Raw genomic sequence first — 12,851 nt, forward strand, 5'->3', positions numbered from 1 at the left:
ATACCTGCCGTTTACCTTAACTATGCTTATCTGATGTTTTTCAAGGAGGTAAACCATGAACATCATCGCCATCATGGGGCCACACGGCGTCTTTTATAAAGACGAACCCATCAAGGAGCTTGAACAGGCCCTTAAGGCACGCGGTTATCAGCTGATCTGGCCGCAAAACAGCGCCGACCTGCTGAAATTCATCGAACATAATCCGCGCATCTGTGGCGTGATATTCGACTGGGACGAATACGACATGGAGTTGTGCAGCGAGATCAATAAGCTCAACGAATATCTTCCGCTGTACGCCTTTATCAACACCCACTCGACCATGGACGTGAGCGCGCACGATATGCGCATGGCGCTGTGGTTCTTCGAATACGCGCTCGGGGTGGCCGAGGACATTGCGACCCGCATTCAGCAGTACACCGGTGAATATCTGGATAACATCACGCCACCGTTTACGCGCGCGTTGTTCACCTATGTGAAAGAAGGAAAGTACACCTTCTGCACGCCAGGCCATATGGCGGGGACGGCCTATCAAAAAAGCCCGGTAGGGTGCCTGTTCTACGATTTCTTTGGCGGCAATACGCTGAAGGCGGACGTGTCGATTTCAGTGACCGAGCTGGGCTCGCTGCTGGATCATACCGGCCCGCATCTGGAAGCTGAAGAGTACATCGCCCGCACCTTTGGCGCCGAGCAAAGCTACATGGTGACCAACGGTACCTCGACGTCGAATAAAATCGTCGGGATGTACGCCGCGCCTGCCAGCAGCACCCTGCTGATTGACCGGAACTGCCACAAGTCGCTGGCGCATTTGCTGATGATGAGTGACGTGGTGCCGCTCTGGCTGTCGCCCACGCGTAACGCGCTGGGAATTCTCGGCGGCATTCCTCGCCGCGAGTTCACCCATGCCGCCATCGAAAATAAGGTCGCGGCGACCCCTGAGGCAAGCTGGCCCGTTCACGCGGTGATCACCAACTCCACCTACGACGGGCTGCTGTATAACACTAACTGGATCAAGCAGACGCTGGATGTGCCGTCGATCCACTTTGATTCCGCGTGGGTGCCTTATACCAACTTCCACCCGATTTACTCGGGCAAAAGCGGGATGAGCGGCGAGCGCGTGCCGGGCAAGGTCTTTTTCGAAACGCAGTCGACGCACAAAATGCTGGCCGCGTTTTCCCAGGCGTCTCTCATTCACATCAAGGGCGAGTACGACGAGGATACCTTCAACGAAGCCTTTATGATGCACACCACCACCTCACCGAGCTATCCGCTGGTAGCGTCCATCGAAACGGCGGCGGCGATGCTGCGCGGAAATCCGGGTAAACGCCTGATCAACCGTTCGGTGGAGCGGGCGCTGCATTTCCGCAAAGAAGTTCAGCGGCTCAAAGATGAAGCGGACGGCTGGTTCTTTGATATCTGGCAGCCTGAAGAGATCGACGAGGCGGAGTGCTGGCCCGTCGCGCCGGGGGAAAGCTGGCACGGCTTCCGGGATGCCGATGCGGACCATATGTTCCTCGATCCGGTTAAGGTGACGATCCTGACGCCGGGCATGGACGAGCAGGGCGTGATGGGCGATGAGGGGATCCCTGCCGCGCTGGTGGCGAAGTTCCTCGACGAGCGCGGCGTGGTGGTGGAAAAAACCGGCCCTTACAATCTGCTGTTCCTGTTCAGTATCGGGATCGATAAAACCCGGGCAATGGGGCTGCTCCGCGGGCTGATGGAGTTCAAGCGCGCTTACGATCTGAACCTGCGCGTGAAGAACATGCTGCCGGATCTCTACGCGGAAGATCCTGACTTTTACCGCAATATGCGCATTCAGGATCTGGCGCAGGGGATCCACAGGCTGATCCGCCAGCACGATCTGCCGCGCCTGATGCTCCAGGCTTTTGACGTGCTGCCGGAAATGAAGCTGACGCCGCACAAGGCGTGGCAGCAGCATGTGAAAGGGGAGGTGGAAACGGTTGAGCTGGAGAACCTGGTGGGACGGGTATCGGCCAACATGATCCTGCCTTATCCGCCGGGCGTGCCGCTGCTGATGCCGGGCGAGATGATCACCGAGAAGAGCCGGTCAGTGCTCGACTTCCTGCTGATGCTCTGTTCGGTGGGGCGCCACTATCCGGGCTTTGAGACGGATATTCACGGCGCGAAACGCGATGATAACGGCGTGTACTGGGTGAGAGTCCTAAAATAAAAGGGGCCGCTTGCCAGGGGCCGGCTGTCGGTTGTAACGTTCAGGGCATCATAAAAAGGAGAAGCTATGCTGGGTTTAAAAGCTGTTCATCATATTGCGATTATCGCCACCGATTACGCGAAAAGTAAGGCATTCTACTGTGACGTACTCGGCTTCACGCTGTTAAGCGAGGCCTACCGTGAGGAGCGCGACTCCTGGAAAGGCGATCTGGCGCTGAACGGGCAATATGTGATTGAGCTGTTCTCTTTTCCTTTCCCGCCCGCTCGTCCTTCGCGCCCGGAAGCCTGCGGCCTGCGCCATCTGGCCTTCAGCGTCGACGATCTGGACAGCGCAGTAAAACATCTGGAAGCCCACGGCGTGGCCTGTGAAGCGATTCGCGTCGATCCCTTTACCGAAAAGCGTTTCACCTTTTTCAACGATCCGGACGGCCTGCCGCTGGAGCTTTACCAGCAGTAATCGCCGTCATGTGTGATAATGTCCGTTCATTTCGGGCATTTTTTATGTGTGATTTCCTATGACCTTACCCGCTATCGCGCACGCCGTTTCGCCCTACCGCCAGCTGCTGGTGGGGTTCAGCGGTGGCCTGGATTCCACCGTTTTGCTTCATCGCCTTAAGCTCTGGCGCGACCGCGAGCCTGATGTCCAGCTGCGGGCGATGCATATCCATCACGGCCTGAGTCCCCATGCTGATGACTGGGTGGCGCACTGTGAAGCGGTGTGCGCAGCGTGGGCGATCCCGCTGATCGTGGAACGGGTCACGCTGGAGGAGGAAGGGATGGGCGTTGAAGCGCAGGCGCGAAAAGCCCGCTACGCTGCGTTTTCCGGCGCATTGCGGCCTGGAGAAGCGTTGGTTACCGCCCAGCATCTGGACGATCAGTGTGAAACATTCTTACTGGCGCTCAAGCGGGGGAGCGGGCCCGCGGGCTTATCCGCCATGCCTGAGCGCGCTGATTTTGCCGGAACAGAACTCATCCGTCCGCTGCTGAACGAGACGCGCGCGTCACTGGAGGCCTGGGCCCATCACTATCATCTGCGCTGGATAGAAGACGAAAGCAATCAGGACGACAGTTATGACCGTAACTTCCTGCGTTTGCGCGTTTTACCGCTTCTGACCGAGCGCTGGGCACATTTTTCCGAAGCGGCAGCCAGAAGCGCCATACTGTGTGCTGAACAGGAAAGCTTGCTGGATGAGCTGCTGAGCGAGGAACTGACTACGCTGATTACCGCTGAGGGCGCACTGGATATTGCGCCGTTGAAGATGATGAGCCACGCGCGTCGGGCTGCCCTGATCCGTCGCTGGCTGGCTTTTCACCGTGCGGCTATGCCGTCCCGGGCGATGCTCAACCGTATCTGGGACGAGGTCGCCCAGGCAAGAGAGGATGCCGCGCCGTGTATACACCTGAACGGTTTTAACGTCAGGCGCTACCAGGACCGGCTCTGGTGGGTAAAATCCGCGCCGTCGCTGGCTGACCTTGTGCTCGAATGGCCATCGCCGGAGAAAGCATTAACGCTACCGTTAAATGCGGGCGTGGTTGCGTTGAGCCGTCCGGGTAACGTGCGTTTACCCGAGCCGGACGAGAAGGTCACCGTACGCTTCAGGGCCAGCGGCATGCTGCATATCGTCGGGCGTAACGGCGGGCGTAAGCTGAAGAAAATCTGGCAGGAGAATAACGTTCCGCCCTGGAAGCGTGATACCACGCCGCTCCTGTTTTACGGCGATACGCTCGTGGCGGCGGCAGGAGTGTTCATCACGGAAGAGGGGTGGGCTGAAGCGGGTGTGAATTTTGAGTGGAAAGCGTAACGGGCAGCCTGGCTGCCCGTTGGTTATCAGGATTCGCTCACCACGACAGTGCCGATTTCCGGATGGCTGAAACTGGCAATCCTGTCGAGGCGCAGCTCGCGGGTTGCACCTGCATCTTCTACAACCAGATATTCCACGTTTTTACGGGAAACCAGGTCGCTGGCCTTTGCCTTTAGCACTTCGCCATCTTTGAGTTCCAGCGTCAGTATTAAATGATGCTGGCAGGCGAGTTCGAGGTTGTCATAGTCATCACAATTGATGGGTTGATAGGTATCATTCATCGACATAATCGCTCACCAGTAAATTCGCCGCAGCATACGCTGCTTTTTCCCTGACCGATTCAGAAAGGCTCTCATCAGAGGCCACTTCATTTAGCACGTTCAATACACAGCCCAACGCATCCGGGATATACCCCAGATCTCCGCTGGCGATTTCCGCATACCGTCTGCGAATCAACTCACAATAATTATTCACATCCCCTCCTGCCAGCGTACTGACTTACTGTGAGATATCATTAAGCCTACGAAGTTAAACTCGGTTTAGCAAGGTGACTATACCATACTCATTTAAGCATTATCAGCGCCTTGATAAGGGGGGATTCACCACCTCGTAACAGCCTTTTGCTGCGGTTTTCGCTACAATGTACGCCTGATTCGAAAGGAGTTCTCTCATGGCGCTGAAAGCGACAATTTATAAAGCTGTGGTCAACGTGGCGGATCTTGACCGTAACCAGTTTCTGGATGCGTCATTGACGCTGGCGCGTCACCCCTCTGAAACCCAGGAGCGCATGATGCTGCGCCTGCTGGCGTGGATTAAATATGCCGATGACCGCCTGCAATTTACCCGTGGCTTAAGCGCGGAAGATGAACCGGAAGCCTGGTTACGCAACGATCATCTGGGTATCGACTTATGGATTGAGCTTGGCCTTCCGGATGAACGCCGGATCAAAAAGGCATGCACCCAGTCCGCAGAGGTGGCGCTGTTTGCCTACAACCAGCGCGCCGCGGAGATCTGGTGGCAACAAAACAAAAATAAGTGTGCGCAGTTCAAAAATCTTACCGTCTGGTATATGGATGATGAACAGCTGGCACAGTTGAGCGCGTTCGCCAGCCGGACAATGGCGCTCCAGGCAACCATTCAGGACGGCGCTATCTGGCTTTCTGATTCTCAGAATAATCTGGAAATTCATCTTACGGCCTGGCAGCCCGCATCATGATTGTGTTGTCCCGAAACGTCAGCATTCCTGATAACGAGCTGGAGATCACCGCCATCCGGGCTCAGGGAGCAGGGGGCCAGCACGTTAACAAGGCCTCAACGGCTATCCATTTGCGCTTTGACATTCGGGCCTCCAGCCTGCCAGAGTATTATAAAGAAAGCCTGCTTGCCGCCAGCCATCACCTGATCACCAGTGAGGGGGTGATCGTGATCAAAGCGCAGGAATATCGCAGCCAGGAAATGAACCGGGAAGCGGCACTTTCCAGACTGGCGGCGGTCATAAAAGAATTAACAACCGTGCAAAAAAGCCGCCGGGCAACGCGTCCAACGCGGGCATCGAAAGAACGTCGATTGTCATCGAAGGCGCAAAAATCCACCGTAAAATCACTGCGTGGCAAAGTCCGTCACCCGTAACGTGACGAAAGGGACACCCTTTTTCATAAGGAATGTATTGTGAAAAAAGCATTATTATCAGCGCTGGCCGTGACGAGCCTGTTCGCGCTTTTTGGCTGTAACAACCGTTCGGAAACACAGGTATTACCGCCAACGCAAAATGAAGAATTAAAGCCGATGCAGCAGAGCTGGCGCGGCGTATTGCCATGTGCAGATTGTGAAGGCATCGAAACTTCCCTGTTCCTGCAAAAAGATGGCACCTGGGTAATGAACCAGCGATATCAGGGAGCGAAAGAGCCGTCATCTTTTGCAACTTACGGAACGTGGGCGCGTACGGCTGAGAAGCTGGTATTGACCGATACCACGGGCGATAAAACCTATTTTCGCGCCAAAGGCGAGGGGATGGAGATGCTCGATCGCGAAGGCAACCCGATTGAATCCCAGTTCAATTACACGCTGGCCCCGGTGAAAGCGTCCCTGCCCGCAACCCCAATGGCGATGCGAGGGATGTATTTCTACATGGCGGATGCGGCGATCTTCACGGATTGCGCAACCGGTAAGAAAGTCAGCGTGGCGAACAATGCCCAGCTGGAGCGTGACTATGCCGTCGCGCGCGGCAATGACAGTAAGCCCGTGTTGCTGACGGTTGAAGGGCACTTTACGCTGGAGCCAAACCCGGATAGCGGCGAGCTGGTGAAAACGCTGGTTGCTGATAAAGACGCGAAGTTTGCTGCGGGTAAAAACTGCGAAAGCAAATAGGATTTAGCCATTAAAAAACCCCGCGCTTGCGGGGTTTTTTGTTTCTTAACCTTTGATGGCTTTCACCAGGTAATCAAGAATGTCGCCCGTCTTGATCATCTGTTTTTCGCCGTTGCGACGGTACTTGTATTCAATCTCGTCGCTGTCGAGGTTACGGTCGCCGATGACGACGGTGTGCGGAATACCGATCAGTTCCATGTCAGCAAACATCACGCCAGGACGCTCTTTACGGTCATCCATCAGTACGTCGATACCTTTCGCGCTCAGCTCAGCGTAGAGTTTTTCGGCCAGCTCCTGCACGCGGTAAGACTTGTGCATGTTCATTGGCAGGATCGCCACCTGGAACGGTGCGATGTTATCCGGCCAGACGATACCGCGCTCGTCATAGTTCTGCTCAATAGCGGCAGCAACCACGCGGGTTACGCCAATGCCGTAGCAGCCCATGGTCAGAACCTGATTACGGCCATCTTCGCCCTGAACCGCCGCGTTCATTGCGCGAGAGTACTTATCGCCCAGCTGGAAGATGTGACCTACTTCGATACCGCGTTTGATCATCAGGGTACCCTTGCCGTCCGGGCTTGGATCGCCTGCGACCACGTTACGGATGTCAGCCACTTCCGGCGTCGCCACGTCACGATCCCAGTTGATGCCGAAGTAGTGTTTCCCGTCAATGTTTGCGCCCGCAGAGAAGTCGCTCATTGCCGCAACGGTGCGGTCAATCACCACAGGAACAGGCATATTCACCGGACCCAGAGAGCCTGGGCCTGCGTTCACCACGGCGCGGATTTCGGCTTCCGTCGCGAAGGTCAGCGGGCTGGCAACCTGCGGCAGCTTCTCGGCCTTCACTTCGTTCAGCTCGTGATCGCCACGGACCAGCAGGGCAACCAGCGGGTAAGCGCTGCCTTCAGCAGATTTCACCAGCAGCGTTTTAACCGTTTTTTCGATCGGCAGAGTAAACTGCTCAACCAGCTCGGCGATGGTTTTCGCGTTTGGCGTATCAACCAGCGTCATCTCTTGGGTTGCTGCCGCTCGAGGTTCTTTTGGTGCCAGCGCTTCTGCGAACTCAATGTTGGCGGCGTAATCAGAGGAGTCAGAGAAAATGACATCGTCTTCGCCGCTCTGCGCCAGAACCTGGAATTCATGAGAGGCGCTACCGCCGATTGAACCGGTATCAGCCTGTACAGCACGGAAATCCAGCCCCATGCGGGAGAAGATTTTGCTGTAAGCCACGTACATTTTGTCGTAGGTCTCTTGCAGAGATTCCTGAGAGGTATGGAAAGAGTAAGCGTCTTTCATCAGGAATTCGCGAGAGCGCATAACGCCAAAGCGTGGGCGCACTTCGTCACGGAACTTGGTCTGGATCTGGAAGAAGTTCAGCGGCAGCTGTTTGTAAGAGCTCAGCTCGTTACGGATTAGATCGGTGATCACTTCTTCATGCGTTGGGCCGAGAACAAATGGACGATCGCCACGATCGGCAATACGCAGCAGCTCCGGGCCGTACTGCTCCCAGCGACCGCTCTCCTGCCACAGTTCAGAAGGCTGAACCACCGGCATTAACACCTCGATTGCACCGGCGTTGTTCATCTCTTCACGCACGATGTTTTCGACTTTTTTCAGGACGCGCACGCCGGTCGGCAGCCAGGTGTATAACCCGGAGGCCAGCTTGCGGATCATCCCGGCGCGCAGCATCAGCTGGTGGCTGATCACCTCGGCGTCGGCAGGTGTCTCCTTCAGAGTGGAGAGCAGATATTGGCTAGTACGCATGTTGTTACGGTTCCATTTCGACGATTGGAACAGGCTGAAACGCCAGCCTGACACAAAAAAAGTGGTTTAGTTTACCAGTGTGGCAAAGATGCCAAAAGAGAGGAGAACAAAATTACCTGGGTTCCAGGGCAAACACTTCAAAACCCGCATCAGTGACGCGCCAGCGCACGTTAAAGTCCAGCAGCCAGACGGCGTACGTTTTTCCGGCGTCTTCCTCTTTGCGGTAGGCGGGACGAGGGTCCTGCGCCAACACTTCAACGATAAAGTCACGCAGACGGGGATAGCGTTTTTCCAGCTGGCCGATTTGCGTCGTTATTTCAGACGTAAAGTGAACCGGCATATCTGCCTGCGGCGCGTCCTGAGCATAGCTTGCACGGGCATTCGGCAGCGCTTCGGCAAAGGGCAGGTAAGGCTTAATATCAATGACCGGCGTGCCGTCTACCAGGTCAAGGCTGCCTAGCTCCAGGATCACCCGGTCTTTCTGACAGCGTATCCCTTTCAGTTCGACCAGCGACATCCCGACTGGATTCGGTCGGAACGTTGAGCGGGTGGCAAAAACCCCCATTCTGGCATTACCGCCCAGACGAGGCGGGCGCACGGTCGGACGCCAGCCGCCTTCCATGGTCTGGTGAAATACAAAAACCACCCATAAATGGCTGAACGCCTCAAGCCCGCGCACCGCATCGGCCTGATTGTAGGGCGCGACGAGATGCAGTTCGCCGCCGCCGTTAATGACCAGACCCGGCTGACGCGGCACGGCGAACTTTTCTTTATAAGGAGAGCGGATAACGCCTATCTGCTCGAACTGAAATGCACTCATTTCGCCGTGATGTTAAGCGCAGAACCGATGCATACCGCCTGACGGTAGCAGCCTGGCGTACCGCTGGTGACTTCACAGCTGTGCAGCAGCACCGCGTTGGCTTTCATTTTCGACGCGTTGATTTGCATACGCTTGCGGGCTGTTGGGATATTTGGAGGGGAGTCCTGATTCGTTGCCTGACAGGATTCGCCGCTCACTTCGCCCAGTTCACGGAATGGCTTACCGACCAGCTCGTCGGCTTTGGTAATAATACGTACCGGCGCAGCGCGAGGCGCTTTCGGTTTTGCTGGCTCCGCTTTTGGCGGGGTTGCAGTGCTTTGAACGGGTTCAACAGGAGATCTGCTTAGCATAGAACAGCCGCTCAGCATCAGTGCTAAAAGACAGATCGGTAAAGCACGCATAATAATTCCTCAGTGGATAATCAAAACGTCAGATATTGAAGCAGTTGACCGCACAAATGACAAGACGGGCAAATGCCCGTCTTGATGATATTACACTGAGGTGAGATTACCAGCCTTTAACAGCGCCGCCGTTAAACACCTTATTGGCTTCCTGGTAAACTTCTTCAGACTGATATGCCTGAAGGAATTTCTTCACGTTTTCCGCGTCTTTGTTGTCTTCGCGAGTCACGATCAGGTTGACGTACGGGGAATCTTTGTCTTCAACGAAGATGCCATCTTTCGCAGGGGTCAGGCCGATCTGGCTGGCGTAAGTGGTGTTGATAACGGCCAGCGCGATCTGTGCATCGTCCAGAGAACGTGGCAGCTGAGGGGCTTCCAGTTCAACAATTTTCAGATTTTTCGGGTTTTCGGTGACGTCCAGAACGGTCGGCAACAGGCCAACACCTTCTTTCAGTTTAATCAGGCCCACTTTCTGGAGCAGAAGCAGCGAACGGCCAAGGTTGGTTGGGTCGTTAGGGACGGCAACCTGTGAACCCGGCTGGAGTTCATCCAGAGATTTAATTTTCTTGGAATAACCGGCAATCGGGTAAACGAAGGTGTTACCGACAGCAACCAGCTTGTAGCCGCGATCTTTGATCTGCTGATCCAGGTACGGTTTATGCTGGAAGGCGTTAGCGTCAATGTCGCCTTTGCTCAGCGCTTCGTTCGGCAGAACGTAATCGTTGAAGGTCACCAGCTCAACATCCAGGCCGTATTTTTCTTTCGCGATTTTCTGCGCGGCCTCAGCAACCTGCTGCTCTGCACCGACGATAACGCCTACCTTGATGTGGTTTGGATCTTTTTCGTCCTGACCGCAACCCACCAGTGCCAGCGAACCAATCAGTGCGCCTACTGCTGCAAAGGTCTTAAATTTAAACGCCATTTTATATCCTTAACTCGTCGAGTTTGTGTTGTTTGTAACGTTATTTATGCGTAACAGCCCGGACGATACGATCGCCAGAGAATTGGATTAAGTAAACCAGCACAACCAGCAATACCAGAACGGTATTCATTACGGTAGCGTTATAGCCAATATAGCCGTACTGATACCCAATCTGGCCTAAACCGCCGGCACCCACGGCACCGCCCATCGCGGAATAACCGACCAGCGTGATAAGCGTGATGGTTGCTGCATTCACCAGCCCTGGTAACGCCTCAGGCAGCAGAACTTTACGAACGATCTGCATTGGCGTTGCACCCATCGCGCGGGAAGCTTCAATCAGGCCCGTTGGGATTTCCAGCAGGGCGTTTTCCACCATGCGGGCGATAAACGGCGCGGCGCCTACGGTTAGCGGGACGATTGCCGCCTGCAAACCAATCGACGTCCCGACAATCACGCGGGTAAACGGAATCATCCACACCAGCAGAATAATGAACGGTATAGAACGGAAAATGTTGACCAGCGCAGAAAGCGTGCGATACAGCTTCGCGTTTTCAATAATTTGACCCGGGCGCGTGACGTACAGCAGCACGCCGACCGGCAGCCCAATCACAAAACCAAAAAAGCCCGATACGAAGGTCATTGCCAGCGTTTCCCAAACGCCGCGAACCAGTAGCCACATCATCGGCTCAGACATAACCCAGTACCTCTACTTTTACATGATGTTCTTGCAGCCAGGCAATTGCCGCCTGGGTTTCTTCCTGCGTGCCGTGCATTTCCGTCAGCATGATGCCGAACTTCACGCCGCCGGCGTAATCCATCTGCGCGCTAATAATGTTGTTGTTCACGTTAAAGCGACGCGCGGTTTCGGAAAGCAGCGGGGCGTCTACGGACTGGCCCGTAAATTCCATGCGCAGCATTGGGACGCTGTCCGCCGCAGCGTCTGTTTTCAGCCGTTCCAGATAATCTTCCGGAATATCCAGATGCAGCGTGGACTGAATGAACTGCTGAGCCAGCGGCGTCTTAGGATGTGAAAACACTTCGCTGACCGTGTCCTGCTCGATCAGCTCACCGTTGCTGATGACGGCGACACAGTCGCAGATACGCTTCACCACGTCCATCTCGTGCGTAATGAGGAGGATAGTCAGGCCCAGACGACGGTTAATGTCCTTCAGCAGTTCCAGGATAGAACGCGTGGTGGCCGGATCCAGTGCGCTGGTGGCTTCATCACACAGCAGCACTTTTGGATTGCTTGCCAGCGCGCGCGCAATCGCCACGCGCTGCTTTTGCCCGCCGGAGAGATTAGCCGGGTAGCTGTCATGCTTATCACCCAGCCCAACCAGATCCAGCAGCTCGGTGACGCGACGCGTAACTTCTTCCTTCGGCGTGTTGTCCAGCTCCAGCGGCAACGCCACGTTTCCGAAAACGGTGCGTGAGGCCAGCAGGTTAAAGTGCTGGAAAATCATGCCGATCTGACGACGCGCTTTCGTGAGTTCTTTTTCGGAGAGCGCCGTAAGCTCCTGGCCGCCAACTTCTACGCTGCCCTGAGTTGGGCGCTCAAGCAGGTTAACACACCGGATCAGCGTACTTTTACCTGCACCCGATGCGCCAATGACGCCATAAATTTGACCAGCAGGCACATGCAGGCTGACGTTGTTCAGCGCCTGAATAGTACGGTTCCCCTGCTGGAACACTTTGGTGATATTGGAAAGTTTAATCATTAGATTATTTTTATCGTAAGTAAGTTAGCCGTGGCATTTTCTTCTGCCAGATACGGGGTATGACCGTAAACAAAATGGATGTTAAGGCATCCAGACGTCTAAATCAATCCAACTCTGTGCGATGAGCACTTTATTGCGCTGCGATTCATGAGATACTAGCTGAACAAGCCTTTTTCAGGAGCAAACCGGTGGCAAAATCTGTACCCGCAATTTTTCTCGATCGTGATGGCACTATTAATGTGGATCACGGTTACGTCCATGAGATTGATGAGTTCGAATTTATTGAAGGCGTAATAGATGCCATGCGCCAGCTGAAAGAGATGGGTTACGCGCTGGTGGTGGTAACTAATCAATCCGGTATCGCCCGGGGGAAATTCACCGAAGCACAGTTTGAAACGCTGACGGAATGGATGGATTGGTCTCTGGCCGATCGCGGCGTCGATCTTGATGGCATCTATTATTGTCCGCATCATCCACAGGGAACCGTAGAAGCGTATCGTCTGACATGTGATTGCCGTAAGCCACACCCGGGCATGTTTATCTCTGCCCAGGAATTCCTGCACATTGATATGGCCGCGTCTTATATGGTGGGCGATAAACTGGAAGATATGCAGGCAGCGGCGGCGGCAGGTGTGGGAACCAAAGTATTAGTGCGGACCGGTAAACCAGTCACCCCAGAAGCAGAAAATGCAGCCGACTGGGTAATAAATAGTCTGGCAGATCTGCCAAAAGAGATTAAAAAGCACCAAAAATAGACGTTTTGGTGAAAAGGTGAGCGGTTGAAATAAAAATGCATTTTTCCGCTTGTCATTCCTCGGCGGCTCCCTATAATGCGCCTCCATCGACACGGCGGATGTGAATCACTTCACA

15 protein-coding genes are annotated in these 12,851 nt (G+C 54.8%); 7 read left to right on the forward strand and 8 right to left on the reverse strand.

Annotation, left to right across the window (positions count from 1 at the left end; translation table 11 throughout):
- The first annotated feature begins 55 nt into the window (after nt 1-55).
- From E0L16_RS08460 to tilS, 3 genes are all read left to right on the forward strand, one after another.
- Complete coding sequence (locus E0L16_RS08460) at nt 56-2,188, forward strand: lysine decarboxylase LdcC (RefSeq protein WP_131636710.1); 2,133 nt, start codon at nt 56-58, stop codon at nt 2,186-2,188.
- Between the two features lie 66 nt (nt 2,189-2,254).
- On the forward strand, nt 2,255-2,644 hold the full coding sequence (locus E0L16_RS08465) for a VOC family protein (RefSeq protein WP_131636711.1): 390 nt from the start codon (nt 2,255-2,257) through the stop codon (nt 2,642-2,644).
- Between the two features lie 58 nt (nt 2,645-2,702).
- Nucleotides 2,703-3,989 carry a tRNA lysidine(34) synthetase TilS gene (gene tilS / locus E0L16_RS08470; RefSeq protein WP_131636712.1) on the forward strand — a complete coding sequence of 429 codons (1,287 nt, stop codon included), beginning with the start codon at nt 2,703-2,705 and terminating at the stop codon, nt 3,987-3,989.
- 26 nt (nt 3,990-4,015) lie between these two features.
- Here tilS and rof read toward each other — a convergent pair whose 3' ends face one another.
- Both rof and E0L16_RS08480 read right to left on the reverse strand, forming a co-directional pair.
- On the reverse strand, nt 4,016-4,276 hold the full coding sequence (gene rof / locus E0L16_RS08475) for a Rho-binding antiterminator (protein WP_063450586.1): 261 nt from the start codon (nt 4,274-4,276) through the stop codon (nt 4,016-4,018).
- Nucleotides 4,263-4,463, reverse strand: a complete 201-nt coding sequence (locus E0L16_RS08480; RefSeq protein ID WP_003856146.1) for a YaeP family protein — start codon at nt 4,461-4,463, stop codon at nt 4,263-4,265. Before E0L16_RS08480 ends, rof begins: the two co-directional genes overlap by 14 nt.
- A gap of 196 nt (nt 4,464-4,659) precedes the next feature.
- Between E0L16_RS08480 and E0L16_RS08485 the strand changes: the two genes are divergently transcribed.
- The 3 genes from E0L16_RS08485 to nlpE are packed head-to-tail and all read left to right on the forward strand — an operon-like array spanning nt 4,660 to nt 6,356.
- Nucleotides 4,660-5,205 carry a YaeQ family protein gene (locus E0L16_RS08485; RefSeq protein WP_131636713.1) on the forward strand — a complete coding sequence of 182 codons (546 nt, stop codon included), beginning with the start codon at nt 4,660-4,662 and terminating at the stop codon, nt 5,203-5,205.
- On the forward strand, nt 5,202-5,618 hold the full coding sequence (gene arfB / locus E0L16_RS08490; RefSeq protein ID WP_064910107.1) for an alternative ribosome rescue aminoacyl-tRNA hydrolase ArfB: 417 nt from the start codon (nt 5,202-5,204) through the stop codon (nt 5,616-5,618). The genes E0L16_RS08485 and arfB overlap by 4 nt, the downstream gene beginning before the upstream one ends.
- Nucleotides 5,619-5,657: 39 nt before the next feature.
- On the forward strand, nt 5,658-6,356 hold the full coding sequence (gene nlpE, locus E0L16_RS08495; RefSeq protein WP_063867509.1) for an envelope stress response activation lipoprotein NlpE: 699 nt from the start codon (nt 5,658-5,660) through the stop codon (nt 6,354-6,356).
- 45 nt (nt 6,357-6,401) lie between these two features.
- Here nlpE and proS read toward each other — a convergent pair whose 3' ends face one another.
- The 6 genes from proS to metN all read right to left on the reverse strand — a co-directional run bounded on the left by proS (nt 6,402) and on the right by metN (nt 11,981).
- The gene (gene proS / locus E0L16_RS08500) at nt 6,402-8,120 is read right to left on the reverse strand and encodes a proline--tRNA ligase (RefSeq protein ID WP_063450582.1); all 1,719 of its coding nucleotides are present in this window, start codon (nt 8,118-8,120) and stop codon (nt 6,402-6,404) included.
- Nucleotides 8,121-8,232: 112 nt separating this feature from the next.
- Nucleotides 8,233-8,940, reverse strand: a complete 708-nt coding sequence (gene tsaA, locus E0L16_RS08505; protein ID WP_131636714.1) for a tRNA (N6-threonylcarbamoyladenosine(37)-N6)-methyltransferase TrmO — start codon at nt 8,938-8,940, stop codon at nt 8,233-8,235.
- Nucleotides 8,937-9,341 (reverse strand): Rcs stress response system protein RcsF, encoded by a 405-nt coding sequence (gene rcsF, locus E0L16_RS08510; RefSeq protein WP_003856133.1) that lies wholly within the window; start codon nt 9,339-9,341, stop codon nt 8,937-8,939. The genes tsaA and rcsF overlap by 4 nt, the downstream gene beginning before the upstream one ends.
- 106 nt (nt 9,342-9,447) lie before the next feature.
- A complete protein-coding gene (gene metQ, locus E0L16_RS08515) occupies nt 9,448-10,263 on the reverse strand; it encodes a methionine ABC transporter substrate-binding lipoprotein MetQ (RefSeq protein WP_006810023.1) in 816 nt (271 codons plus the stop codon).
- Between the two features lie 40 nt (nt 10,264-10,303).
- Nucleotides 10,304-10,957 (reverse strand): methionine ABC transporter permease MetI, encoded by a 654-nt coding sequence (locus tag E0L16_RS08520; RefSeq protein ID WP_003856130.1) that lies wholly within the window; start codon nt 10,955-10,957, stop codon nt 10,304-10,306.
- Nucleotides 10,950-11,981, reverse strand: coding sequence for a methionine ABC transporter ATP-binding protein MetN (gene metN, locus E0L16_RS08525; RefSeq protein ID WP_063450579.1), 1,032 nt, complete (start codon nt 11,979-11,981; stop codon nt 10,950-10,952). Before metN ends, E0L16_RS08520 begins: the two co-directional genes overlap by 8 nt.
- A gap of 188 nt (nt 11,982-12,169) precedes the next feature.
- Here metN and gmhB point away from each other — a divergent pair, with 188 nt between their 5' ends.
- A complete protein-coding gene (gene gmhB, locus E0L16_RS08530) occupies nt 12,170-12,736 on the forward strand; it encodes a D-glycero-beta-D-manno-heptose 1,7-bisphosphate 7-phosphatase (protein ID WP_131636715.1) in 567 nt (188 codons plus the stop codon).
- The last annotated feature ends 115 nt before the right edge of the window (nt 12,737-12,851 follow it).

Origin of the sequence: Enterobacter quasihormaechei (genome assembly GCF_004331385.1) — a bacterium.
Classification (GTDB): domain Bacteria; phylum Pseudomonadota; class Gammaproteobacteria; order Enterobacterales; family Enterobacteriaceae; genus Enterobacter; species Enterobacter quasihormaechei.